General features: G+C 67.4%; 23 protein-coding genes and 1 tRNA gene. 10 read left to right on the top strand and 14 right to left on the bottom strand.

The window, feature by feature from the left end; genetic code table 11:
• Nucleotides 1–5 precede the first annotated feature (5 nt).
• A complete protein-coding gene (locus NUW81_RS05845) occupies nucleotides 6–476 on the top strand; it encodes a hypothetical protein (RefSeq protein WP_245111420.1) in 471 nt (156 codons plus the stop codon).
• Here NUW81_RS05845 and NUW81_RS05840 read toward each other — a convergent pair.
• Together NUW81_RS05840 and NUW81_RS05835 are read right to left on the bottom strand one after the other, a co-directional pair.
• Nucleotides 473–1,483 (bottom strand): NAD(P)H-dependent flavin oxidoreductase, encoded by a 1,011-nt coding sequence (locus NUW81_RS05840; protein ID WP_245111418.1) that lies wholly within the window; start codon nucleotides 1,481–1,483, stop codon nucleotides 473–475. The genes NUW81_RS05845 and NUW81_RS05840 overlap by 4 nt on opposite strands.
• Before the next feature lie 4 nt (nucleotides 1,484–1,487).
• Nucleotides 1,488–2,678, bottom strand: coding sequence for an aspartate kinase (locus NUW81_RS05835; RefSeq protein WP_245111415.1), 1,191 nt, complete (start codon nucleotides 2,676–2,678; stop codon nucleotides 1,488–1,490).
• Nucleotides 2,679–2,736: 58 nt separating this feature from the next.
• Here NUW81_RS05835 and ubiG point away from each other — a divergent pair, with 58 nt between their 5' ends.
• The gene (gene ubiG / locus NUW81_RS05830) at nucleotides 2,737–3,456 is read left to right on the top strand and encodes a bifunctional 2-polyprenyl-6-hydroxyphenol methylase/3-demethylubiquinol 3-O-methyltransferase UbiG (protein WP_245111413.1); all 720 of its coding nucleotides are present in this window, start codon (nucleotides 2,737–2,739) and stop codon (nucleotides 3,454–3,456) included.
• A gap of 124 nt (nucleotides 3,457–3,580) precedes the next feature.
• On the opposite strand, the gene NUW81_RS05825 is transcribed toward ubiG, so the two are convergent.
• The 4 genes from NUW81_RS05825 to NUW81_RS05810 all read right to left on the bottom strand — a co-directional run bounded on the left by NUW81_RS05825 (nucleotide 3,581) and on the right by NUW81_RS05810 (nucleotide 7,000).
• Nucleotides 3,581–4,252: a glutathione S-transferase family protein gene (locus NUW81_RS05825; protein ID WP_245111409.1), complete on the bottom strand. Its 672-nt coding sequence runs from the start codon at nucleotides 4,250–4,252 to the stop codon at nucleotides 3,581–3,583.
• 77 nt (nucleotides 4,253–4,329) lie between these two features.
• Nucleotides 4,330–5,181: a DUF2059 domain-containing protein gene (locus NUW81_RS05820; protein ID WP_245111407.1), complete on the bottom strand. Its 852-nt coding sequence runs from the start codon at nucleotides 5,179–5,181 to the stop codon at nucleotides 4,330–4,332.
• Between the two features lie 31 nt (nucleotides 5,182–5,212).
• On the bottom strand, nucleotides 5,213–6,040 hold the full coding sequence (locus NUW81_RS05815; protein WP_245111404.1) for an undecaprenyl-diphosphate phosphatase: 828 nt from the start codon (nucleotides 6,038–6,040) through the stop codon (nucleotides 5,213–5,215).
• A 6-nt stretch (nucleotides 6,041–6,046) separates the two neighbouring features.
• Nucleotides 6,047–7,000, bottom strand: coding sequence for a complex I NDUFA9 subunit family protein (locus NUW81_RS05810; RefSeq protein WP_245111401.1), 954 nt, complete (start codon nucleotides 6,998–7,000; stop codon nucleotides 6,047–6,049).
• Nucleotides 7,001–7,159: 159 nt separating this feature from the next.
• Here NUW81_RS05810 and NUW81_RS05805 point away from each other — a divergent pair, with 159 nt between their 5' ends.
• Nucleotides 7,160–8,602 carry a leucine-rich repeat domain-containing protein gene (locus tag NUW81_RS05805; protein WP_245111398.1) on the top strand — a complete coding sequence of 481 codons (1,443 nt, stop codon included), beginning with the start codon at nucleotides 7,160–7,162 and terminating at the stop codon, nucleotides 8,600–8,602.
• Nucleotides 8,603–8,609: 7 nt separating this feature from the next.
• Here NUW81_RS05805 and NUW81_RS05800 read toward each other — a convergent pair whose 3' ends face one another.
• A complete protein-coding gene (locus NUW81_RS05800; protein ID WP_245111396.1) occupies nucleotides 8,610–8,927 on the bottom strand; it encodes a PilZ domain-containing protein in 318 nt (105 codons plus the stop codon).
• Nucleotides 8,928–9,110: 183 nt separating this feature from the next.
• Between NUW81_RS05800 and NUW81_RS05795 the strand changes: the two genes are divergently transcribed.
• A tRNA-Leu gene (locus NUW81_RS05795) sits at nucleotides 9,111–9,197 on the top strand.
• Nucleotides 9,198–9,259: 62 nt separating this feature from the next.
• Here NUW81_RS05795 and NUW81_RS05790 read toward each other — a convergent pair.
• Nucleotides 9,260–10,063 (bottom strand): formyl transferase, encoded by an 804-nt coding sequence (locus NUW81_RS05790; RefSeq protein ID WP_245111394.1) that lies wholly within the window; start codon nucleotides 10,061–10,063, stop codon nucleotides 9,260–9,262.
• Nucleotides 10,060–11,388, bottom strand: a complete 1,329-nt coding sequence (locus NUW81_RS05785; RefSeq protein ID WP_245111392.1) for a DUF4910 domain-containing protein — start codon at nucleotides 11,386–11,388, stop codon at nucleotides 10,060–10,062. Before NUW81_RS05785 ends, NUW81_RS05790 begins: the two co-directional genes overlap by 4 nt.
• 164 nt (nucleotides 11,389–11,552) lie before the next feature.
• Between NUW81_RS05785 and NUW81_RS05780 the strand changes: the two genes are divergently transcribed.
• From NUW81_RS05780 to NUW81_RS05770, 3 genes are all read left to right on the top strand, one after another.
• The gene (locus NUW81_RS05780; protein ID WP_245111390.1) at nucleotides 11,553–11,999 is read left to right on the top strand and encodes a GNAT family N-acetyltransferase; all 447 of its coding nucleotides are present in this window, start codon (nucleotides 11,553–11,555) and stop codon (nucleotides 11,997–11,999) included.
• 103 nt (nucleotides 12,000–12,102) lie between these two features.
• Entirely contained in the window at nucleotides 12,103–13,656 is a 1,554-nt protein-coding gene (locus NUW81_RS05775) for a hypothetical protein (protein ID WP_245111387.1), read from the top strand.
• A complete protein-coding gene (locus tag NUW81_RS05770; protein WP_245111385.1) occupies nucleotides 13,640–14,659 on the top strand; it encodes a PseG/SpsG family protein in 1,020 nt (339 codons plus the stop codon). The genes NUW81_RS05775 and NUW81_RS05770 overlap by 17 nt, the downstream gene beginning before the upstream one ends.
• Here NUW81_RS05770 and NUW81_RS05765 read toward each other — a convergent pair.
• The 4 genes from NUW81_RS05765 to NUW81_RS05750 are packed head-to-tail and all read right to left on the bottom strand — an operon-like array spanning nucleotide 14,656 to nucleotide 18,802.
• Nucleotides 14,656–15,339 carry a cytidylyltransferase domain-containing protein gene (locus tag NUW81_RS05765; RefSeq protein ID WP_245111382.1) on the bottom strand — a complete coding sequence of 228 codons (684 nt, stop codon included), beginning with the start codon at nucleotides 15,337–15,339 and terminating at the stop codon, nucleotides 14,656–14,658. The genes NUW81_RS05770 and NUW81_RS05765 overlap by 4 nt on opposite strands.
• 3 nt (nucleotides 15,340–15,342) lie before the next feature.
• Complete coding sequence (pseC, locus tag NUW81_RS05760; RefSeq protein WP_245111380.1) at nucleotides 15,343–16,506, bottom strand: UDP-4-amino-4,6-dideoxy-N-acetyl-beta-L-altrosamine transaminase; 1,164 nt, start codon at nucleotides 16,504–16,506, stop codon at nucleotides 15,343–15,345.
• 18 nt (nucleotides 16,507–16,524) lie between these two features.
• On the bottom strand, nucleotides 16,525–17,535 hold the full coding sequence (pseB, locus tag NUW81_RS05755) for a UDP-N-acetylglucosamine 4,6-dehydratase (inverting) (protein ID WP_245111377.1): 1,011 nt from the start codon (nucleotides 17,533–17,535) through the stop codon (nucleotides 16,525–16,527).
• Nucleotides 17,522–18,802 (bottom strand): lipopolysaccharide biosynthesis protein, encoded by a 1,281-nt coding sequence (locus tag NUW81_RS05750; RefSeq protein ID WP_245111374.1) that lies wholly within the window; start codon nucleotides 18,800–18,802, stop codon nucleotides 17,522–17,524. Before NUW81_RS05750 ends, pseB begins: the two co-directional genes overlap by 14 nt.
• Before the next feature lie 167 nt (nucleotides 18,803–18,969).
• Here NUW81_RS05750 and NUW81_RS05745 point away from each other — a divergent pair, with 167 nt between their 5' ends.
• Nucleotides 18,970–20,301: a hypothetical protein gene (locus NUW81_RS05745; protein ID WP_245111372.1), complete on the top strand. Its 1,332-nt coding sequence runs from the start codon at nucleotides 18,970–18,972 to the stop codon at nucleotides 20,299–20,301.
• Here NUW81_RS05745 and pseI read toward each other — a convergent pair.
• Nucleotides 20,298–21,371 (bottom strand): pseudaminic acid synthase, encoded by a 1,074-nt coding sequence (gene pseI, locus NUW81_RS05740; RefSeq protein ID WP_245111370.1) that lies wholly within the window; start codon nucleotides 21,369–21,371, stop codon nucleotides 20,298–20,300. The two genes, NUW81_RS05745 and pseI, sit on opposite strands and share 4 nt — an antisense overlap.
• 209 nt (nucleotides 21,372–21,580) lie before the next feature.
• On the opposite strand from pseI, the gene NUW81_RS05735 reads away from it, so the two are divergent.
• Nucleotides 21,581–23,374: a PAS domain-containing hybrid sensor histidine kinase/response regulator family protein gene (locus tag NUW81_RS05735; protein ID WP_245111367.1), complete on the top strand. Its 1,794-nt coding sequence runs from the start codon at nucleotides 21,581–21,583 to the stop codon at nucleotides 23,372–23,374.
• 55 nt (nucleotides 23,375–23,429) lie between these two features.
• Entirely contained in the window at nucleotides 23,430–23,951 is a 522-nt protein-coding gene (locus NUW81_RS05730; RefSeq protein ID WP_245111364.1) for a gamma carbonic anhydrase family protein, read from the top strand.
• Nucleotides 23,952–23,985 lie beyond the last annotated feature (34 nt).

Below are 23,985 nucleotides of genomic sequence, written 5' to 3'. Positions count from 1 at the left end.
TCGCCATGCTCTCGATTGTCCTTTGTGCCGCCCATCTTGCGCTGATCCCGCCGCCGCCACCGCCGGTCATTCCGTGGGACGATGCCGAGGTCGAGGCGATGCATGATGCCATAGGGGAGGAGGGCAATCGCCTCGGGATGGCGCTGGCGACGGCGGAGGCCGAGGCGCGACGGGCACTTGAGGCGCTCGACGCCGGAAGCGATGATGCCGACATCCGCAAGGCACGCAACGCCATGGCCCGCTACGAGGCGGCTTTCGGCAAGTACGAGACGATCCGCCTGCAGCTCAAGGCGATGGAACTGCGGCTCCCGACCCCGCTCAGCGAGGCCGATGCCGACAAGGTCGCGCGGCTCATCGTCTCGCGCTACGACAATCTCAATTATGCGGCGCGGCGGCGCGGGACGCTGGAAGCGCTCTATCGCCAGAAGCTCGGCGACATCGCGCCGCCGGTCATGGCCGCGCCCGCCGTGAACTAGCCGCGGTTCGACAGGGCGGCGGCGGCCTCGTCGACCAGTTCGGTGATGATGTCGGCGACGGGTTCCTCGCGCTTGACCATGCCGACCGACTGGCCCGCCATCACGCTGCCGCTCTCGACGTCGCCGTCGATCACCGCGCGCTTGAGGGCGCCCGCCCAATAATGTTCGATCTGGAGCTGGGCTTCGGCCATTTCGACTTCGCCCGAATCCAGCTTGGCGGCGACTTCGCGCTGCTTGGCGGTGAAATTCTCGGTCTCGCGGTTCTTCAGCGCGCGCACGGGAATGACCGGCAGGCGCGGGTCGATCTGGACCGAGGGGATGGCGTCGCGGGCCGAGGCGCGCAGGAACATCTTCTTGAAATTCTCGTGCGCGATGCATTCGGTCGCGCAGACGAAGCGGGTGCCGAGCTGGACCCCGACCGCGCCCATTTCGAGATAGGCGGCGATCGCTTCGCCGCGGCCGATGCCACCGGCGACGAACACCGGCATGTCGGCAGCGACATGGGGCAGGATTTCCTGCGCCAGCACCGAGGTGGAGACGGGGCCGATATGGCCGCCCGCTTCCATGCCCTCGACGACGAGCGCGTCGACGCCCGAGCGCTTGAGCTTCTTGGCCAGCGCGAGCGCAGGGGCGAAGGCGATGAGCTTGGCGCCCGACTGCTTGATGCGGTCGATCGACTTGCCCGAAGGGAGCCCGCCCGCGAGGACGACATGGCCCACTTCATGCCTGGCGCAGATGTCGATGAGGTCGTCGATCTGCGGGTGCATGGTGATGAGGTTCACGCCGAACGGCTTGTCGGTCATCGCCTTGGTGGCGGCGATTTCCTTGTCGAGGAGCTCGGGCGGCATGGCGCCGCAGGCGATGACGCCGAAGCCGCCCGCGTTGGAGATGGCGGAGACGAGGTTGCGCTCCGAGATCCAGCTCATCGCGCCGCCGAGAATGGCGTAGCGGGTGCCGAGGAACTCGGTCCCGCGGTGCATCAGTCGGTCGAGCTTGTCGTGGCTCATGGTTCTATTCCCCCAGTTCGAATGCGGCGTGGAGCGCGCGGACCGCCACGTCGACCTGGTCGTCGGGCACTAGCGCACTGGCCTTGAGTTCGGAAAGCGTTGCGGCGAGCAGCGGCACCTGACGGTCGGCGAGCACGTCGAAAACCTGCGCGGCCAGCTCGGGATTGGAGCGGATGCCGACCCCGACGACGCTGACCTTGGCGACATTATCGTCGCTGGTGACGGCGGTGAAGCCGATGGCGTCCTTCGCGCCTTCAAGGGCCTTGAGGGCGCGCGAAAGATTGGTCTTGGGCACGGTGAAGTGGAGGCTGTCCGAGCCTTGCGCGACCATGTCGACGCTGAGGCCTTCGGCGGCCAGCGCGCGCAGCGCGGCGGCGAGGCGGCCGGGCTTGTCCTTGGCTTCGAGCTTCACCAGCGCTTCGCCGCGGTCGGCGGCGATGCCGGAGATGGCGATGCGTTCCATGGTCGTCTCTTCCCAATTGGTGATGATGGTGGTGCCGGGTTCGTCCTCGAAGGCCGAGCGGACGACGAGCGGCATGTCCTCGCGGATTGCCAACCCGACCGAGCGGACCTGCAGCACCTTCGCGCCCGCGCCCGCCAGTTCGAGCATTTCCTCGGCGCCGATCGCTTCGAGCTTGCGCGCGGTCGGTTCGATGCGCGGGTCGGTGGTGTAGACGCCGGTGACGTCGGTGTAGATGTCGCAGCGGTCGCCATCGAGCCCCGCCGCGATGGCGACCGCGCTGGTGTCCGAGCCGCCGCGCCCGAGGGTGGCGATGCGCCCGTCCTCGGTCCGGCCCTGGAAGCCCGGGATGACCGCGATGGTGCCGGCCAGCAGCGCGCCGTCCAGGGCGCCGCTCTCGATCTTCTCGACGCGGGCGTTGCCGTGGACGCCCGAGGCCTCCAAGAGCTGCCAGCCCATGAAGCTTCGCGCGTCATGGCCCTTGTTCTGGAGCGTCATGGCGAGGAGACCCGCAGTGACCTGTTCGCCGCTGGCGACGACCACGTCATATTCGCGCGGGTCGTGATGCGCGGCGGCTTCCTTGCAGAATTGCACGAGGCGGTCGGTCTCGCCCGCCATGGCCGAGACGACGACGCAGGTCTGGGTGCCCCCATCCTCGGCGGCCTGACGTTCGACGAGGCGCGCGACATGGCGGATGCGTTCGATCCCCGCCATCGACGTGCCCCCGAACTTCATGACGACCCGCATATTTTCTCCGCGTGGCAAAACGTTCCGGTGCTGGTAGGGTGCGGACATGGCGAAGACAAGCATCCTGGCCTCCGAGGCCGCGCATTTCGGGTCGATGGCTGGCGACTGGTGGGACCCCAAGGGCGCGTCTGCCATGCTCCACAAGTTGAACCCGGTGCGGCTGGGGTTCGTGCGCGAACAGCTCGACCGGCACTTCGGGCTGGACGAGTGCGACTATTCGCCGCTCGACGGCAAGAGCGCGATGGACGTCGGCTGCGGGGCGGGGCTGCTTGCCGAACCGCTGGCGCGGCTGGGCGCCGAGGTGACCGGCGTGGATGCCGCCGAGCCGTTGATCGAGGCGGCGCGGGTGCATGCAGCGGGGCAGGGGCTGGCCATCACCTATGTCGCGGGCGAAGTGGCGACCGTCGACAAGACGTTCGACCTCGTCACCGCGATGGAGGTGATCGAACATGTCGCCGATCCGCGCGACTTCCTCGCCACCTTGGTCTCGAAGCTGGCGGACGGCGGTTTGCTGATCCTGTCGACGCCCAACAAGACGCCATTGTCGAAGCTGCTGACGATCACGCTGGCCGAAGGCACGGGGCGCATCCCGAAGGGCACCCACGACTATGACATGTTCATCCCGCCCGAGACGCTGACCGCGATGCTCGAGGAACTGGGTATGGAAGTGATCGAGACGAAAGGCATCGCCTTCTCGCCGTCGAAGGGGCTGCACCTCTCGGAGGATCTGAAACTCAATTATCTGATCAGCGCGCGTAGGCGCTAGCCGGATCGGGGCGGCCCGACCCCGTCAGTCCTGTCGATCTTCGATCGCAGGCTGGCCGGCATTCGCGCTCTCTTGTCGAACGACGCTCGCTACGCTCCGCTTACGTTCGACGCGGGCGCTCCTGCTAGAAATCGACCTTGTCGTAGTGCGCGGGCGGGGCCAGCCCTTCCATGCGCTCGCCCAATAGGGGCCTGAAACAGGGGCGCGACTTCATCACCGCATACCAGTCCTTCGACTGCTGGTGGCCGCGCCAGTCGAGCGCGCCGAGATAGTCGACGACAGAGAGCTGCGCGGCCGCCGAGAAGTCGGCGAGGCTGAGGCTCGGGCCGGCCAGCCAGCGGCGGTGGTCGAGGAGATAGTCCATGTAATCGAGGTGGCCATTGGCGGCGCGCATCGCATCGCGCAGGCGGACCGTGTCAGGCGATGAGCGATAGACGAGGCGCTTGAGCATGCGCTCCTCGAGCAGCGGCGCGGTGACGTCGGCGAAGAACTTGCGGTCGAACCAGTCGGACAGGCGGCGGATCTCGGCGCGCTGTTCGGGGCTGCCCTGGAGCATGCCGACCTTCTCGGTGGTCTCCTCGACATATTCGCAGATGACCTGCGCGCCGATCAGCACGGTGCCGCGCGCCGGATCGACCAGCACGGGGGTCTCGCCCGCGGGGCTCATGTCGAGGAATTCGTCGCGGCGCTCCCACGGATATTCGCGCACCAGTTCATGCGCGACGCCCTTCTCGCCGAGGACGAGGCGAACCTTGCGGCTGTGCGCGCAGAGCGGGAATTGGAAGAGCTGCAACATGGATCAGGCTTGCTGATAAGAAAGGCCGCCCGCCCCGTCCAGCGGGGCGAGCGGCCGATCGTTACGAAAAGGGACGCTTAGTCGTGGTCGTGTTCTTCGGCAGCCTCATCGGCGATGCACTCGACGTCCTCGCCCGCCAGTTCCTCTTCCGAGAGGTCCTCGCAATAGGGAGTGGGCTCGGGGAACATCGGCGGCAGGTGCGCCATGCGCGCTTCCAGCGTCTCGGCGAGCGGCATCATCGCCGGCAGCGCGGCGGGCAGGCCCTCGAACATGCCGAGATAATATTCCGGCTGGAAACCCATGAGCATGTAGTTGTGCGCGAACTTCTTGCCGGTCGGGGTGGCGGCGAAGGCAGCCAGTTCCACGAGCTCGCTCTCGCTATACTGGCGCGCGAAGACACGGGCCATGCCCTCGCGGAAAGGCGCGTCGAAGGCGGCGGCGACGGGGGGCAGTTCCTTGTCGAGCACGTCGCGCAGGATCGAGATGCGCTCGTCGAAATGCTCGTCCTTCTCGCCGATCATGCTGGCGACCGACTTGTCGCCGAGCATGGCGATGAACATGCCGGCGGTGGCTTCGATCTGCTCGGGCGTCATGTCGTCGATGCCGTCGAGTCCGAGACCCATCTCTCCATCGAGCGCCTTCATCGACAGGAAGATCGCCTTGGCGCTCTCGACCACGCCATATTCCTCGGCCAGCTGCGGGATCGGCGTGTAGAGCATCTTGTCGGCATAGGGACCGACCAGATAGTCGACGACATATTCGGCATTGCCTTCGGGCCAGAGGATGTCGACCGCGCCGCGGGCGAGGTCGAGCTTGGCGCCCGAAGGGGCCAGTTCGACGGTCTGGACGGCCTGCGCCTCGGCGGCGAGCGCCGGGCTGGCAACGGTCAGGGCGAGCGCGCTGGCGCTCAGGGCGATAAGCTTCTTCATGATTGGTCCCCCCACGGGCTTAAGCAAAATACTAGATAGCGCCGAGCCAGAACAGGGCCGCGACGCCGACGATGATACGATACCAGGCAAACGGTGCAAAACCGATTTTCGTCACGATGGCGATGAATGCCTTAACAACAATATAAGCGACGATGAAGCTGACCAGCGCACCCAGCCCGATCATGCCGAGGTCGTCGGCGACCAGCTCGTCGCGCGCCTTGTAGAGCGAGTAGACGGTGGCGCCGGTGAGCGTCGGGACGGCAAGGAAGAAGCTGAATTCGGCGGCGGTGCGGCGGTCGATGCCCAAGGCCATCGCGCCCATGATGGTCGCGCCCGAGCGGGACACGCCCGGGATCATCGCGAGACACTGGACGAGGCCGACGGTGAGCGACTTCCTGAAACTCATGGTGGCGACCGCGCCGCCGACCTGGTCCTCGGGAATGTCGGGACGCGCGGGCGGGTTGGCGAGCTTTTCGACGAGCAGGATGCCGAAGCCCCCGATGATCAGCGCCCAGGCGACGACGACGGCATTTTCGAGGAGGTTGTCGATCTGGTCACCGAAGGCGAGGCCGAGCGCGACCGCGGGGAAGAAGGCGACGAGGAGGTTGCGGGTGAAATCCCACGCGCCTTTGGACCCTTCGAACAGCCCCTTGAGCACGCCCCAGAACGTCTTCCAGTAGAGCACCACCACCGCGAGGATCGCGCCCGGCTGGATGGCGATGTTGAACACCGCCCATTCGGCCGCGTCGAAACCGAGCAGCTCGGTCGCGAGGATGAGGTGGCCGGTCGAGGAGACGGGCAGATATTCGGTCAGACCCTCGACGATGCCGAGGATGACGACGAGCAGCGTAACGGACATGGACGCTTAGCCTTCGCGGGCGGCGCGACCGAAGCGGCCGCCGGGGGTGAAACGCTCGAGCCAGTTGGGGGCGACCGAGGCCATCGGAGTGGGGGTGATGCCCATGTCGGCCAGCCCGGGGTTCTTGCCGGTGGCGACATTGTCCTTCTGGAGGAGGAGCCACTGGTCCTTGGTCATCGGCGCGCCCGGCAGGAAGCCGAAGCTCGAGATGAGGTTGCCCATGACGCTCGGCAGCTCGACGAAATTGGGCTCCATGCCCGCCATGCCGGCGATGCGGTGATTGAGGTCGCGCATGCTGACCGGTTCGGGACCGGCGATCTCGTAGGTCTTGCCGCCATGCGTCTTCGGATCGAGCGCGGCCTTGGCGATGGCCAGCCCGAGGTCGCGCACGAAGACCGGCTGGAAGCGGGTCTCGGGGGCGAGGATCGGGGTGACCGGCAGATCCATCATGCCCGCAAAGCGGTTGGTGAACTCGTCCTCGGCGCCGAAGACGGTCGAGGGGCGAAGGATGGTGGCGTTCGGAAAGGCCTTGCGGACCGCTTCCTCGCCCTGCGCCTTGGTCTGCGCATAATGACTCTCGCCATCCTTGTCGGCGCCGAGCGCTGACACCTGCACGAAGGCCTTCACCCCCGCCTTGGCGGCTAGTTCGGCCGCCGTGCGGGCGCCCTCGACATGGAGCGCGTCCTGCTTGGCGGTGTCGAAAGTGCCGACGAGGTTGATGACCGCATCGGCGCCGGCGACCGCGGCCTCGATGGTCGCGGGTTTCTCGAGGTTGGCGGGCATCAGCGCAATCTGGCCGACACGGCTCAGCGGCTGGAGCGTGTGCGCGCTCTTGGGATTGCGCTCGACGATGCGCAGCCGGACGTTGTGCTTGAGCAGCTGCTCGGCGGCATAGCGGCCGATGAAGCCGCCCCCGCCGATGAGGGTGATGATCTTGGGTGCGGTCGGATCGGACGTCACGGGTCGGGTCTCGCTCTGATGGCTGTTCTGGCGCTCTCTAGGCGACGGCCAGCCCCCTTTACAAGTTCCCTCGCATGCTTTGTTTGTTCGGCGGATTAGTGGGGGAGTTGCGTGATGGTGTGGCGAAAGTTGTTCGGTGCAAAGCGCGATGGGCGCGCGATGCCTCCTCGGCCCGCTCCGGCGCCTCGACAGTCCCCGCCGCCGCCGCCGCCGCCGCCGCGCCCGCCCGCGCCCGAGATCGACCCGCGCGCGAGCGAGGACGCCGAGGTGGCGCTGGCCGAAGCCGAGCGGATCATCGCCACCTGCGATCCGGCGCATCACTATCGCATCTGGCTCGCCGCGCTTGACCGCCTGCCGCGCAACATGGCCGATTTTCGGGGCCGGGTGCTCAACATCCGCGACACCGCCATCGGCGACCTGTCGGACCTGCCCGACCTGCCCGAGGTGGTGACCCTCCAGCTCGGCGAGCGCGAGGTCGACCTGTCGGTCCTGGATCGTCTGCCGGGGCTCGGGCGACTGGAAGCGTGGACGTCGACGATCCGCAACCTCGAACCGGTCACCGATTGCCCCCGCCTCGCGGATGTCGCCATCAACGTTGCCCGGGTCGCCGATCTGTCACCGCTGGCGCACTTGTCCATGCTCGAGAATATTGCCTTGTGGGACTATGCCGGCCAGCCGCTGTGGGAGGCGGGGGTGCCGCGTCATTTCTCCACGCCGCGCAAGCCGACGGGAACCCTCGATCCGCGCGTCTTTGCCAGCTGGCCGAACCTCAAGGTGCTGTCGGCCTACGAGGGGCCCGGATTGTCCGCGCCGCTCCCCGCGCTCCCGCAGCTCGAACTGTTGCAGGTCACCGAGAGCAGGCCCGAAGATTTTGCGGCGCTCCCGCACTTCGCCGCGCTCGAGACTGCCTCCTTCACGAATTGCGGTATCGCGGATGCGGGGCTGTTGGCGGGTCTCCCGAAGCTCGAACGGGTGCGCTTCACCGATACGGCGATTGGCGACCTGTCCCCGCTTCGCGAGTGTCCCGTGCTGCGCGACGTCGCTGCCACCCGCTGCACGGTTTCAGGGATTGCCGGCCTGCTCGATCACCCCAGGCTCAAGCGGCTCGACCTCGAACAGTGCGGGATCGAGGACATTTCCGACTGGGGTCCGAGTGAAGCGGTCGAGAGTCTCGAGTTGGCGGGCAATCCGATCCGCGACATTTCGTCGCTTCGAGGCTGGCCGAACCTGCGAGCGCTCAACCTCAAGCAGACGAAGGTCACCGACCCCGCGCAGGCCGCGCCCTTGCCCATGCTTCAATATCTGACGCTCTCCGGGACGCCCATCGATAGGCTCGACTTCATCCTCGCCTTCCCGGCGCTGGGCAGCCTCGGCGTCTCGGGCACGGCCATCGCCGACCTGTCGCCGCTCGCGCGCCACCCGAACCTGTTGCGCGACGGCGCCTACAGCTGGCGCGAGGGAGTGATGCACCATGTCGGCTTCGAGGAGACGCCGGCACAGGCCGTTTATCCCGAACTGGTGGCGGCGATCGACGGCAAGGATGGTTGGCCCCGCCAGCGCGCGATGCGGGAGTATTTCGGATTGCCGGAGAAATGGCCTTGAGGGCAGACTAGCCCAGCATCTGCTTGCGCAGATGGTCGAAGACGGCGGGGTAGAGCGGGGTCTCGAAGGCGCAGCCCGCGACATAGGTCTCGGACCAGCACACCTTGGCCTCGATCGGCTGGAGGCCGGGCAGGGTCACCCAGAGACGTTCGCCGAGGTCGGCCTTGTAGGGAAGCTCGATGCAGCACCCGCCCGGCGAGAGGTTCTTGATCGCGGTCGGATAGGGCTTGCCGCCGGCATGGCGCGAGCGCACTTCACCCTCGAGCGCGATACGCTCGGCGCGGCGGGTCTCGCCAGTCGGGACGGCCTTGGTCGGTGCATTCATCGTTCGCGGTCTTTCCTCGGGGGCAAGGGCAATGAGACGCTGTAAACGGGGCAGAGAATAGCGCGCGACACGCTAATTTTCTGTTAATTCGCATCGCGGCGAGGAGGGGGCGCATCTTTGCCGTTGACAAGAAGGCGGCTCGGCGAATAGAGGCCGCGTCCTACCGCGACTTCTCGCATCTGTGCCCAGGTGGCGGAATTGGTAGACGCACCGTCTTCAGGTGGCGGCGGGGGTAACCCCGTGGAGGTTCGAGTCCTCTCCTGGGCACCATTTTACCGACAGCGATGACAGGCAGCGCAAGGCCCGCGCCGTGGCGCGGCCATGCCGCGGCCTTACGCCCCTTGCGGCTCGAGCACCGACAGGAGCTTGGGCTCGCGGCCCTCGAGGCGGCCATCAAGGACCGCGTCGACGATCCGGTCGCCATGATGGTCGTAGACGAGATGGAGATGCTCGGGGCGCCAGTCGCGGCTGGTCCACAGCTTGCCGGTGGATTTCTGGCGGATACCGGCGGGCAGCGCCGCGGGATCGAGGCGCGCCAGCAGCGGACCGATCGTGTCGGCATAGGCCTTGACGGTGCGCGCGGCGAGGAGATGGACGCCGTCGCCGCGCCGGAGCACCGCACCCGACTGGTGGATGATCGCACCGCCATCGAGTTCGTCGGTGGTCTCGTGGAGCGTCATGCCGGTCATCTGCGGCTCGAGCATGTAGCTCGGCCAAAAATGGGTGATGACCCCGCGATATTGCGGCGACAGGCCGCCATGCGTGTTCCAGAAGGTCGCGCCGACCGCCTCGCGCAGCGGAGCCTCGAGCTTGTGGCAGCCGTAAGAGATGACAAGGTCTGGTTCCAGCGAACGCAAATAGTCGATGGTGGCGGGCGCATTGAGATCCTCGCGGGAGACGCCGAAGCGGGAAACATCCACCTGCGGAGTGCCGAAGACCGCCGTCTCGGCTTCCTCGCGGAGGCGGAAATGACGCTTGAACAGCGCTTCCGTTTCGGCGGGAAGGCCGGGCGGCGGCGCGGGAAGGAAGGCCTCGCGCTCCTCGACGACCCAGCCGGCGAGCGTGCCCGTGGCCGCGAGGCGGCTGGCGAGATAGGCGTGGCGCTGGTGGTCGCCGGTGATGAGCGCGATCTTCATGAGGATTTGAGCTCCAGGAGGTCATGCTCGCGCAAGTGGCGGGCGAGCGGGGCCAGTTCGGTCACGGGAAAGTCGATCCGCTCGGCGATGGCGAGCAGGTCATGCTCTCCGTCGGCGAGCGACAGGAGGCCGAGGAGCTGGTTGAGCATCCGCCGCCCGTCGAACTGGTCGTCGCTCGACAGGATACGCGACATCGGGCTGTTGAGCGAGGGGTAGAGGTCGCGCCGCCCGAGCTGGGGTTCGCCATGGGGCGAGCGATTGACATATTCGCGCCCCGCCTCCTCGAAGGCGGCGATGAAGGTCGCGAGCCTGGCGGCGCTGTCCTCGACCGCCGCGATCGTCATGAAATCGAGATCGTCGTGGCTGTTGTGATAGCCCGGATACTGCCCGTAGACGGTGCGCGCGGCCTGGACGACGGGCATGTCGAAACCGGGCGAGCAATATTGCCGCTCGTCCGACCCCCCCATCGGGCTGAAATCGCGCACCGCATAGCCGGGCAGGGTGCCCGCGAAATGGCGCGCGAGACGGTCGATGGTGCTCGGGCGACCGGTCCAGTCGCGGCGGCTGAGCTTGAACGAGACCGTCTCCGAAGGGCCGCCGAGGCAGGTGAGGACCATGCCCGCGGCCATGCGCGGCAGGAGCTCGGCGCCCTCGCGCGCGAGATAGGTGATCGAGCCGATGGTCTCGGGAATGACGAGGAAGCGGTAGGTGTAACGGCGCTGCTCCATCGCCTCCAGCGCCTCGTACAGGCGCACCATCGCGAGCGGGCCCGACAGCTCGTTATTGGCGAGGCTCGGGTGGCACAGATAGGTGGAGAGCAGCACCACCTCGTCGCTCTCGCCCGGCAATTCGGCGGTGGCATAGTTGAGAAGGCCATCGCGGATCTCTGTGTCGATCTCGACGCGGTAGGTACCCGGCACCAGCGCCTCGCGCTGATGGTGCGACAGGCACAGCCCCCAGCGGCGGTTGTAGTAGCTGGTGACATAGGGGATGGCGTCGGGCAGCGCCGGTTCGGAGAAGAGGTGCCGGTCGAGCTCCTCGAGGTCCATCTCCCCCGAGAAGGGGGTCGAGAAGTTGAGGACGTGGAGGTTGTTCCCGTCGCTGTCGAGAACGAGCGACCCGTCGGGGCCCCACAGGCGCGCGCGGCGCAATTCCCATTCGGGCGGCACGGTCCAGTCGAGCACCTTCTCGCCGCTCGGCACGCCATGCACCTCGAGCGGCATATGCTCGGCGAGGATTTCCATGCTGCGGCGGATGCCGGGGCCGGTGATCGAACGGCAGATCGGGAACAGGCGTTCGAACAATGTCTCGAGATTTGCGGCCAACCACCCCTCCACCATTTGGTCCTAGAGACAGGAAATCGGTGTCCCGGTAAAGGGGGCGGAAGGCGCGCCTTGTCGCACGGCGATCGCGGGCAAGGCCGGCAGCGGGCTTGTCCGCCGCGCAGGTTCATCTAGGCTGGCAGGCGCCCGTCACTGTAGGAACTGCCATGGATCGCGATCTGGTCGTCAGGCCTGCCACGCTCGAAGATGCCCGCCTGCTCTTCGACTGGCGCAACGATCCGGTCACGCGGGCCATGTCGCGCGATACCGCCGAGATCGCCTGGGAGAGCCATGTCGCGTGGCTCGACCGGGCGCTCCGGCGGCGCGATCTGCGGATCCATATCGTCGAGCAAGAGGGCGAACCGGTGGCAACCATCCGCTTCGACTATGGCGAGGAGGTCGAATTCTCGTGGAACGTCGCGCCCGCCCGGCGCGGCACGGGCCTCGCGGCGAAGGTCGCGGCGCTGATGCTGGAGATGGAGCCGGCGATGGTCGGCTATATCAGGCCCGAAAATGTCGCGGCGAAGAGAATCTGCGCCCGCGCCGGAATGGCGAGGATCGCCTCCGGCGAGTTCGAGAAATGGGCGGCGCCGGGGACAAAAGGCGCCGCCTGAGACGAAATCATGGCGCGGTATGGCACCTGCTGTTTGACGTCCGTCGGCGGCGCTGGCACCTGTTTCCCATGACAGGCCCTTCCCGCTTTCGCTTTCAGGTTCGATGACGATGATGCGCGGCGTCGCGTCCGGTCCGGCCCATCCTCGTGCAGCGATCCCGACGGGCATTGGCGGGACCGCCCTGCCGCTCCTCGCGGGCGGTCTCGCGATGGGCGCGCTCTACCTCTTCTACGCCCATGTCTATCCGCTCCACCACGACCTTGGCGGCGGGGTGCTGTCGGGCGCGCTGGCGGTCGAGCTGGGCGCGGCCTACGGCGACTATGTCCCCTATTTCCCGCCGATGGAAAAAGCCTGGTTCACCACCGCATGGCATCTCGGCCAGGCGACCGGCCTCGGCGGGGCGCTGGCGGTGATCCTCATGTCGACGCTGGTGAGCCTCATCGGGGCATGGCTGGCCTATGCGATCCGTCGCAGGGCGGTGGGGGCAGGGCCTGCCTTCTTCCTCGTGCCGCTGGCGATCCTGCTGGTGGTGCCGATCCTCTACAAGAATATCTTCGGGCTGCGCGAACCACTCGTGCTGGCGGGGCTGTGGCCTTATCTCGTGCTGCGCGTGTCGGACCCCGCTGGCGATCGCATCGGGCCGAAGCTGCGTGCGATCCTCGGCCTGTGGCTGGGCGTCACGCTCTTGTTCAAATATCTCTACGCGGCGGTCGTGCTGCTGGTCGAGCTGGCCGATGCGGCCGTGCAGCGACGTATCAGAACGCTGTTCAGGATCGAGAACCTCATCGCCGGCGGGGTCGTCGCCTGCTACCTCCTCCTCTGGTTCATCGACCCCGCGCAGCGCGAGGCCATCTCGATGATGATGAGCGCGATCGACGCCAACCTCCGGTCGGGGTCGGACAAGTTGGAGCGGGCGCTGGTCATCCTTCTGCCCGCGCTGCTCGCCCTCCTCTTGCTGCGCGTCTCGAAGGTGCCGGTGCGGCACATCGCGCTCGGCGGCGCGGTCATGGCGGGCGTGATCCTCGTCGCCGCAGTGCAGGAGCGCTGGTATACGCACCACGTCTTCCCGATCGTCATGGGAATTGTCTTCCTGCGCTGGCTCGCAGGAAACCGGCTGCGTTGGTGGGGCGAGCTCGTCTTTCTCCTGTGCATCCTGCCGCATGTCGTGCGGGCCTTTGCCGAGACGCATCAATATCGGGCCGCCGACCGCGAGCTGGAGCGGGTCATCGAGGCGGCGGGCGAGCGCGTCGAGGGCAAGCGGATCGGCGTCCTCAACATGCATCCCTCGCCCTACAACCAGTATCTGGCGGGGGCAGGGGCGCTGCGCTGGAACCCGATGGTCAACACCGCCTATGTGGCCGCCGAGCTGGCACCTGCGGATGTGCCCGCCAATGACGGCGTGGCCCCCGTGATGCCGCTCGAGCATCCGGGGCGGGTCGCGCTGCATGACCGGATGATCCGGCTGTGGATCGACCGCCCGCCCGATGCGCTGCTTTTCAGCAAGGGCGCCACCTGGCCGCTTCGCCATGTCGAGGTCGACTGGGCAACGGCGTTCAGCCGCGATCCGCGCTTTGCCGCGATCCTTGCCGACTATGACCTCGTTATCGACCATGAGGGCGAGGAAGTGAGCTTCAGCTATTATGTCCGGCGCGACTAGCATCGCCATCCGCGCCGATGCCGGGCGCGCGCTCGGCACCGGCCATTTCGCGCGCGCCGCCGCGCTCGTCGAGGCGCTGCGCCGCGATCCCGGGGTCGAGGTGACGCTGCTCACCGCGCGCGACAGCGAACCCTTTCTCGGCGCCTTTTTCGGCGACGACCTGCCGGTTGTCCTTGTCGATGACGCGGCGCCCGACCAAGCCCTTGAGCTGCTGCTGCACGAGGCAGGGCACGTCAGCGCTCTCTGCCTCGACCACTATGACGATGTCGGCGGATGGGAGGTCGCGGCGCGCACGGCCGGCATGCCGCTGATGGTGATCGACGATCTCGACCAGGCGCGGCAGGCGGACCGCGTGGTGCGGCTTCACGAAGCGGGGCCGGGCGAGGGGCGCTGGCTGCGCGGTCCGGCCTTCGCGCCCCTGTCGCCGACGATCAGGGCGCTTGCTCCCGTCGATCGGGAGACGGCCGGCACGCCGGTCCGCGTCAACGTCTGCTTCGGCGGCACCGACCCGACGGGCGAGACCGCCAAGGCCGTCGCGGCGCTGCGCGACATGGACGGGGTGGCGGTCGACCTCGTCATCGGGCCGGGAACGCGGCTCGAGGACCGGGATCTCGAGGCGGCGCGGCGGGCGGACCATGTCCGCCTCCACCACGCGCCCGACAAGGCGCGGCTGGCGGGCTTGCTCGCACGGGCCGACCTCGCGCTCGGCGCGGGGGGCGTGATGCTGTGGGAGCGCGCCTGCCTCGGGCTGCCCTCGCTGGTGGTCGAGGTCGCCGACAACCAGCATGCGCAGGTCATGCTCGCCGAAAGGGCAGGGGCGATCCGCTTCCTCGGCACCCATGAAGAGGTCGAGGCGGATGCCATGCATCGCGCCATCGGGGCGCTCGTCGGGGATGCGGCGGCGCGGCGCGACATGGCGCGGCAGGCGGCGGCGATGGTGGACGGCAAGGGCGCGGAACGGCTGGCGGCGACGCTGGTCGCGTTGGCGCGGGGGCAGGACTAGCCCAGCTCCTCCGCCGCGATGGCGACCACGTCGGCGGCGGGATCGAGCAGCTCGGGGCGCCTTTCGACCAGCGCTTCCAGCCGCGCATAATCCTCCGCCGTATCGAGGGTGATCGAGATCGCCGACAGGTCGCGCCCGCAAGCATGGCTGGCCAGCCGGAAACGGTCCGGGTTGCGGTAGAAATGCGGGGTCACATGCTCGCGGTCGTATGGGTCGCCGGTCGTTTCCGCGATGGCGAGGAGACGGTCAACGCGCATCACCTCGCAGTCGAGCCCGACGGGGAAGCTGCGGGTCGGCCAGTTGGTCGACATGTAATCCATGGCGTCCGGATCGAAGCGCTCGAGCATCGCGTCGAGGATCAGCGGCGAGAAGAGCGGGCAATCGGCAGTGACGCGGACGACGATGTCCGCCCGTGCCGCGCGCGCCGCCTTGGCGTAACGGCCGAGCACATCCTGCTCATCGCCGCGCACGCAGGTCCAGCCGTGGCTGGCGCAATGCACCTCGACGGCGTCGTCGCCGGCAAGGTCGGAGGTCGCGACGACCACCGCGTCGAGCCGCCGCGCCGCCATTACGCGGGTCACGACATGGTCGAGGACGAGGCGGTGGCCGAGCGGCTTGAGCACCTTTCCGGGCAGCCGGGAGGAGCCCATGCGCGCCTGGATGATCGCGACCTTGCGCATCGCCTATCGGCCCAGCGCGGCGGCCAGCGCGGCGACGACGCGGTCCTGCTCGGCATCGGTCATGCGCGGGTAGATGGGCAGGCTGAGGCAGCGCTCGTAATAAAGCTCCGCCTGCGGGAAATCGCCCGCCGCGAAGCCGAGGTCGCGGTAATAGGGCTGGGTGTGGATCGGGATGTAATGGACGTGCGCCTCGATCCGGTCGGCGCGTAGCGCATCGAAGACCGCGCGGCGCGTCACGTCGGTGCGCGCGGGATCGAGGCGGACGACATAGAGGTGCCAGCTCGAGGCGTCGGTTGCGGGCGGCAGGTCGAGCGGCAGGTCGGCGAGGAGATCGCGGTAGCGCCGCGCGCGGGCACGGCGCGCCTCCATGAAGTCATCGATACGGGCCATCTGGCTGGTGCCGAGCGCGGCCTGCAGGTCGCTGATGCGATAATTGAAGCCGAGCGCCTGCTGTTCGTAATAGAAGGCGCCCTCGTCGGCGCGTTCGAGCAGCGCTGGATCCTTGGTCACGCCATGACTGCGCAGCATGGCGAGCTCGGCGGCCAGCGCCGCGTCCCCGGTGACGATCATGCCGCCCTCGGCGGTGGTGATCGATTTCAGGGGGTGGAAGCTGAAGGTGGCGGCGCGGCTCTTGGGGTGCGCGCCGATCTTCATGTCGGGGCGGTCCGCGTAGCTGGCGCCGAGCGCATGGGCGGCGTCCTCGACGAGGGGGATGCCATGCGCTTCGCACAGCTCGGCGATCCGCTCGAAGCCGAGACTGTGGCCCGCGAAATGGACGGCGATCAGGAGATCGGGCTTGCGGCCCCCGGCGGCGAGCCTGGCCTCGAGCGCATCGGGGTCGATCGAGCCGGTCGCGGGATCGATGTCGACGAAATCCACATCGGCGCCGAGGTAGCGCCCCGCATTGGCCGAGGCGACGAAGCTGTTGGGGCTGGTCCACAACAGCTTGCCGGGCCCGAGCCCCAGCGCCTGCGCGAGGAGATGGAGCGCGGCAGTGCCGTTGGAAACCGCCACGCCATGGCCGGTACCGACATAATCGGCGACCGCCTGCTCGAAGCGGCGGGTGGCAGGGCCCTGCGTCAGGAAGTCCGAGCGCAGTACCTCGGCGACTGCCGCCACATCTTCCTCGTCGATCGTCTGGCAGCTGTAGCGGATCGGGTCGGGCATCGGCTGGTCCTCGCTTGCTCAGGCGTCGAAGGGCATGGCGCCCGCGATCATCTCGCGCAGCTCGGCCGCGTCCACATAATGGTCGTTGTCGCGCGAGTTGTAGTCGAACTCGTCGCCGACGAGACGGCCCTTCTCGCCATTGGCGGCGGTCAGGTAATCGGTGTCGATGCGGTTGAAGTTGAAGCTCGGCTTGATGACGTAATGGCGGTCATATTCGACCGTCTGCCACGAGGCATCGGGCTGGATCAGCACCTCGTGCAGCTTCTCGCCCGGGCGGATGCCGACATGTTTGTGCGGCATGTCGGGATCGATCGCCTCGGCAATGGTCTCGATGGTGGCCGAGGGGATGCGCGGGATGAAGGTCTCGCCGCCATGCATGCGCGCGGCACAGTCGATGACGAAGTCGACGCTCTGCTGGAGGGTGAGAAGGAAGCGCGTCATCTTGGGATCGGTGATCGGGAATTCGCTCGCGCCTTCGGCTTTCAGCTTCTGGAACAGCGGGATGACCGAACCGCGCGAGCCGATGACATTGCCGTAGCGCACGACCGACAGGCGGGTGTCGCGCGTGCCGATGACATTGTTGGCCGAGATGGCGATCTTCTCGGCGGCGAGCTTGGTCGCGCCATAGAGGTTGACCGGCGCGGCGGCCTTGTCGGTCGACAGGGCGATGACGCGTTCGACATTGTGATGGAGCGCGGCCTCGATGACATTCTCGGTGCCGAGGATGTTGGTCTTCACCGCCTCGATGGGGTTGTACTCGAGCGCGGGCACCTGCTTGAGGGCCGCGGCATGGACAACGACGTCGACACCCTCCATCGCCTGCATCAGGCGCTGCCGGTCGCGGATGTCGCCGAGGAAGTAGCGCATGGCGGGGGCGTTATAGACCTCCTGCATGACCGACTGTTTATATTCGTCGCGCGAGAAGACGATGACGCGGCGCGCCTTGTAGCGCTCGAGGATCGTCTTGATGAAGCGGCGGCCGAAGGAGCCGGTGCCCCCGGTGATGAGAATGCTCTTATCCTGAAACAACGGGTTCAACTCCCTTTTTGACCTTGGCCACCCGATAGAGGCGGTAGCCCACCATGACGGCGCTGGCGGCAAAAACCACGGCAAAGGACAAGGCGGTCGCGAGCATGATGCCGCGCAGGCCGAGGCTCGATGCCCATTGCATGCTGAGAATGAGGTTGAGGACGATGACGATCGCGCTGCAGGCCGACATGACGCCGATGCTCTTGTCGTAATGGAGGAACTTCATGTTGTGCATGAAGAAGCCCTGCAGGAGGATCGCGCCCATGATATATTTCATCAGCGGGATGGCGCTGTGGAAGTCCTCGCCGAGGAGATAGGGCGCCACGATCAGCGAGGCCACGTAGATGCCGCCTGCCGCCAGCGTGGCGAGGACGAAATAGATGGCCGAGATGGTCAGCACGTCGGCGATGCCGTCGTCGGGCGCGGCGCGCAGCTTGCGGAACAGCCACGGCGTCCAGGCGAGGACGAAGCTGTGGTTGAGGACCCAATACGCCGAGGCGAACAGCGCGGCGACCCCGTAGATCGCGCTCGCCGACACGCCGAGATAATGCGCCGCCACCACCTTGTCGGTCATCGCCACCGCCATGATCACCATGCCCGAGGGCCAGTAGATCACGCCGAAGCGCGCGATCTGGCGATAGAAGGAGCGCTCGGGGATGCGCAGGAAGGCGCGCGGGCGGTAGCCGAGCGTCCACAGCGACAGGAGCGCGGCGATGGACAGCCCGCCCATGCGCCCGAGGATGACCCCGCGCCAGTCCCAGCCGGCATAGAGGAAGCCCGAGATGAAGACGAGGCTGAGGACCGCCTGCGCGACCTGCGTGAGGAGGAAGGCCTTGCGGTTGTTGTGGAACTGCTGGAGCGCGAGCGCGGTGTAGAAGACCTCGAAGAGGAAGGCGCCGAGGACCACCGTGGCGAGCCACTCGGCGGGGAATTTGGTCGCCGCCTCGAGCGGTTCGCGAAGGATCCACGTCAGCCCCGCGACGGCCAGCGCGAGCACCGTCATGACGAACAGGATGGTGTGGGTGAACTGGTCGAGCTGCTTCTGGTCGAAATCGTAGAAGCGCATGCGGATCGCATCCTGCGTCGTCAGCCCGACGATCGGGCGCAGGAAGGTGGCATAGGTTATGAACAGCACCCAGATGCCATATTCGGCCGGATCGAGCGCGCGCGTGAGGATCGGCGCGAGGAGGAAGGGGACGAGCGCCTCGATGCCGTTGGCGAAGGCGTAAAACAGCGACTGGAGCGCCAGAAATCTCTTCGCGTTCAAGGTGTGAAGTCCCCGATGTCCCCGCGACGCACCATGCCCCCCGGCAGGTGAATCCCAAAATACTTACCTATGTGGTAACCATGTAGGGCGGGAATGTTAATAATTGCCTGCGATGGAGGGCCGGTCGCCGCGGTGGCGGCCAAAAAGATGCGGGGATCGTCAGCAGCATGCGACGGGAGACATTCGAGGGGATCGGGACAGAGGCGAACGCCCGGCGCGGCTATACGCTGGCGCTTGCCCTGATGATCGTCAGGCGCTGGGAAACATTGCCCGTGCGCGGTGCGGTGTTCGGCGAGATCCTCGCCAAGAACCGGCTCTATGCCGCGGTCACCCGTCTCTATGTGCTGCTCGCCTTTCTCCAGCCGCTGGCCCTGTTCGCCTATATGGTCAAGACGGTGGTCTCGCTGCCGCCACGCCTCGATCGCGGGGCGCGTGTGCTCGCCGTCCAGAACTTTCAGAACGAGGCCCATGCGATCGACCGCGTCGAGCAGATTCTCGATGCCGCCGCCGCGGGTGGCGGCCTGCACCGCCTCGTGATGGCGCGGCGCTATCTCCTGCACCCGCTCCATCTCGTCACGCTGCTGCGCTTCCTGGCACTTGCCCCGCGGCTGTGGCCGCTCCTCGCGCGCCTTGCCGCGCGCGACAGCTTCATGCCCGCCGCGCGGATCGCCGGCGCGCTCGCCATCTACCTGCATTTCTCGCGGCTGCTCGAACGGCGTCCGGCCATCGCCGCGGTCGTCACGGCAAGCAATTACGGTCCCGAGGCCATCGGCCTTGCGGCAGCGGCGCACCGGCAGCGTCGCAACGTCATTTACACCAACCATGCGCCGGTCCCGCCGCATTCGGGATACGTGCCGCCGGTCCTTGCCGATTGCGCGCTCTTCTATGGCGAGGAGGTGAGCGAGACCTATCGCCGCCATTCGCGCTGCCGCGCCGAGATCGGGCTCGTCGGGCTCGAGGGCGACACCGTGCCCTTCGCCTGGCGCGAGCGGCCCCGCAGCGTCGGCATCTTCCTCACCGCGCTCACCCGCGCGGAGGCGGTCGAGGCGCTGGTCGCCGACATTACCGCGCACGACCCCGAAGTCCGCATCATCATCCGCAACCATCCCGTCTCGCTCCTCGAAAACGACTTTTCCGCGCTCGCGGCGCGCTACCCCAACGTCGAGGTGACGTTCGGCAATCCGCTGGCCGATGAGATCGCGGCCTGCGACATGGTCTTCTGCGGCAATAGCGGGGTGGCGATGAACGTGCTGCGCGGCGGCCGCCCGGTCGTGCATGTCGATACGCTCGACGGCCTGCGCCACGATTATAACGGCTTCATCGCCAGCGGCCTCGTCCACGAGGCGGACGGCTGGCATGCGGGGCTCTATGCCGAGGCGCGGGCCTTTTACACCGCGCCCGGCTGGAAGGCGGTCATGCGCCGCTACGATGCGTCCTACGAAGCCGATGCCGCCGCGCTCGAACGCGATGCCGGCACGCTGCTCGCGCGCTTTCTCTAGTCGGCGGCCATGTCGAGGCTGAAGGGGGTCCCGCGCTCGAGCGGGCGGCTCGCCTTCCTGCCCAACAGCGCCTTGAAGTGGCGCGGGTGGAGGCCGTAGCCGGGGCGGATGCAGCGGATATTCTCGCGGCTCAGTTCCTCGCCCTCGGCGATGTCCTCGACGACATAGATGGAGCGGCGGAAGATTGCCGACTGGGCTTCATTCTCGCTCGCCGCGCCGAATTTCGCCTCGCCGAGCGCGCTCCATGCATCCTCGATCGAGCGGACATAGTCGCGCAGGCCCCCGGGCGTGACCGAGAAGGCCGCGTCGACCGAGCTGTCATCGTCGCCGAGCTTGAAATGCTTTTCGAACACGCAGGCCCCGAGCGCGACCGCGGCGATCGCGGCGGTGTTGCCGAGCGTATGGTCCGACAGGCCGACCTGGCAGTCGGGGAAGGCGGCCTGCATCGCGGGGATGCGGCGTAGGTTGCTGTCGCCAATCGCGGCGGGATAGCTCGAGGTGCAGGTAAGGAGGCAGCGCGGTCCCGAATTGGCGGCGCGCAGTGCCGCGACCGATTCCTCGATATCCTCCATCGTCGCGAGGCCGCAGGAGACGATCACCGGCTTGTCGGTCGCCGCCACCTTTTCGAGGAGCGGGATGAAATTGCGCTCGAAGGAGGCGATCTTGTAGGCGGGGGTTTCAAGCCGCTCGAGCAGGTCGACCGCACTCTCGTCGAAGGGGCTCGAGAAGATGTGGATGCCCGCCTCGCGCGCCGCCTCGAACAGCGGCTCGTGCCAGTCCCACGGCGTATGCGCTTCCTCGTAGAGGTCGTAGAGCGTGCGCCCGTTCCACAGGCTCTCGGGGTTGTCGATGCGGAAGTCGGGCTTGTCGCATTCGATGGTCAGCGTGTCGGCGGTATAGGTCTGGAGCTTGATCGCGCTCGCGCCGGCCTCGGCGGCGGCGGCGATGATGTCGAGCGCGCGCGACAGGTCGCCGCCATGGTTGGCCGACATTTCGGCGATGACATAGGGGCGCGCGTCGGGCGCGATGCGCCGGTCGCCGATCCGCATGGCGGGGGTTGGGCTTTCCATGCCGTCCCTTCTGCCCGCTCAACCCTCGAGCGATCAAGTCGCCAGATGCGGTCGGCGAGCCAGCGGAAAAAGCACCGCATCGGTGCGGTTGTCGGCGCAACTGCGCGCACGCTTCGCCCATTTGCTTGGAAACGGAGGAAAGATTCATGTCCCGGTGAGCCACCGCGCCTAGCCTCATGACCGCCGAATTCGTGACAGGAAGGGAAGCTATGCACGGATGGAAGAACATGGCCGCGGTACTGGCGATCGGTCTCGCCTATCTGGTCGCGCGGCTGATGGGGCTCGGGCTGGTGGCGACCGCCTGTTTCGTGACCCTCCTCCTCTTCTTCGCGCTGAGGCAGGCGCAGGCCGCCCGGTCGGCCTCGGCACAAACCGACCGGCTGACGCAACTTGCCGAGCATCGCGCGCGGGCGATCGACGAACTCAACGAGGCCAACCACCTCCTCCTCATGACCGAGGCGACCGCCCATGTCGGCCACTGGCTGATCGATCTCGAGGAGAAGGAGCTCTACTGGTCGGACGAGACCTGCCGGATCCACGGGGTGGAGCCGGGACATGTGCCGACGCTGGACGAGGCGCTCGACGTCTACCACCCCGACGACCGCGAGGCGGTTGCCGAACTGGTCGAGGACGCGCTTGCGGGCGGCCGCGACTATCGCTTCACCGCCCGCATGGTGCGCGCCGACGGCGAGGTGCGAACGGTGGAATCGATCGCCAAGGTCGACAAGGACGAGACCGGCAAGCCCACGCAGCTGTTCGGCGTCTTCCGCGACCGCACCGACGAGCTCGAACAGCAAAAGGAGCTCAAGAAGGCGCTCCATGCCGCCAAGCATGCCGCCGCCGCCAAGAGCCATTTTCTCGCCAATATGAGCCACGAGATCCGCACGCCGATGAACGGCGTGCTCGGCTTCACGGAGCTGCTCCTCGCCGAACCGTTGACCGAGAAACAGCACCGCCACGTCCAGCTCATCCATGACAGCGGCACTTCGATGCTGCAGCTCCTGAACGACATCCTCGACATCTCCAAGATCGAGGCGGGACGGCTCGAGCTCTTGCACGAACCGGTCGACCTGCGCGCCAAGATCCATGCCTGCGTCGACATCATGCGCGCCGCCGCCGAGGCCAAGGGGCTGGAGCTGGAGGTCGACTGCGACCCCGCCATTCCCGACTTCATGGAAGGCGACCGGCTGCGCGTGCGGCAAATCCTCCTCAACCTCCTCGGCAATGCGGTGAAATTCACCGAGAAGGGCAGCATCCGCGTCGCGGCGCGGCGGTGCGGGGGCGATGACGGCCCGCGGGTCGAGATCGCCGTGATCGATAGCGGCATCGGCATCCCCGAGGGCAAGCAGAAGCAGATCTTCGACACCTTCGACCAGGGCGCCAGCACCACCGCGCGCGACTTCGGCGGCTCGGGGCTGGGACTGGCGATCAGCCGGCGGCTTGCCGACGCGATGGGCGGGCGCCTCAAGGTCGAGAGCGCGCAAGGCGAGGGCTCGACCTTCACCATCGACCTGCCGCTCGTCGAGAGAGCCTCCCCGCACGGGGTAACGCCAATGCGGGCCGCGCGTGACGAGCAGTTCGGCGATGCCCGCCTGCTGGTGGTCGAGGACAATGAAGTGAACCAGATGCTCGCCACCGCCATGTGCGAGCAGCTGGGGGTGGCCTGCGACCTCGCCGCCGACGGGCTCGAGGCGGTCGACGCGATCGAGCAGGCGGCGCGCGAGGGGCGCCCCTACGGGCTCGTCCTGATGGACCTCCAGATGCCGCATCTCGGCGGGATCGATGCGACAAAGCGGCTGCGGCGGCTCGGCCATGGCGCCGAATCGCTGCCGATCATCGCGCTCACCGCCAACGCCTTTGCCGAGGATGTCGAGGAGTGCCTTGCCGCCGGGATGCAGGCGCATCTCACCAAGCCGGTGAAGCTCGAGCAACTGCAGGCGATGATCGCCCAGCATCTCTCGCCGACGCCCTCGCCCGGGGCGCGGGTGGCAGTCGGGAGCTGAGGGCGAGCGGCTGAAAGGCTTGTCGCCGCGCCCGCCCCGCGCCTAGGGTCGGGCCATGACGCTTTATGCTCTTGGCGGCCAGTCGCCGCAGCTCGCGGAAGGCGCGTGGGCGGCGCCCTCGGCGGACCTCATCGGCGATGTCCGGTTGGCTGCGCGCGCGAGCGTGTGGTTCGGCGCCGTCATCCGCGCCGACAATACGCCGATCCTCCTTGGGGAGGAAACCAACTTCCAGGATGGCGCCATCGGCCATTCGGATCCCGACGCGCCGCTCACCATCGGCGCGCGGGTGACGGTGGGGCATCAGGCGATCCTCCATGGCTGCACCATCGAGGACGAGGCGCTCGTCGGCATGGGCGCGCGCATCCTCAACCATGCGGTGATCGGCAAGCAATCGATCGTCGGCGCGGGCGCGTTGGTGACCGAGGGCAAGGTGTTTCCCGCACGCTCGCTGATCGTCGGCGCGCCGGCCAAGGCGATCCGCACGCTCGATGACGATGCGGTGCGGCTCTTGCGCGCGTCGGCGGCGCTCTATGCCGAGAAGGCCGCGCATTATGCGGCGGAGCTGGAGGCGCTTTGAGCAGGCGGGGCACATCGCTGTGCCCTACGGACGT

It is taken from the genome of Sphingomicrobium aestuariivivum (genome assembly GCF_024721585.1).
GTDB lineage: Bacteria > Pseudomonadota > Alphaproteobacteria > Sphingomonadales > Sphingomonadaceae > Sphingomicrobium > Sphingomicrobium aestuariivivum.
Note: the sequence above shows the minus strand (reverse complement) of the source record. Positions and strands in the feature narration are given on the sequence as shown.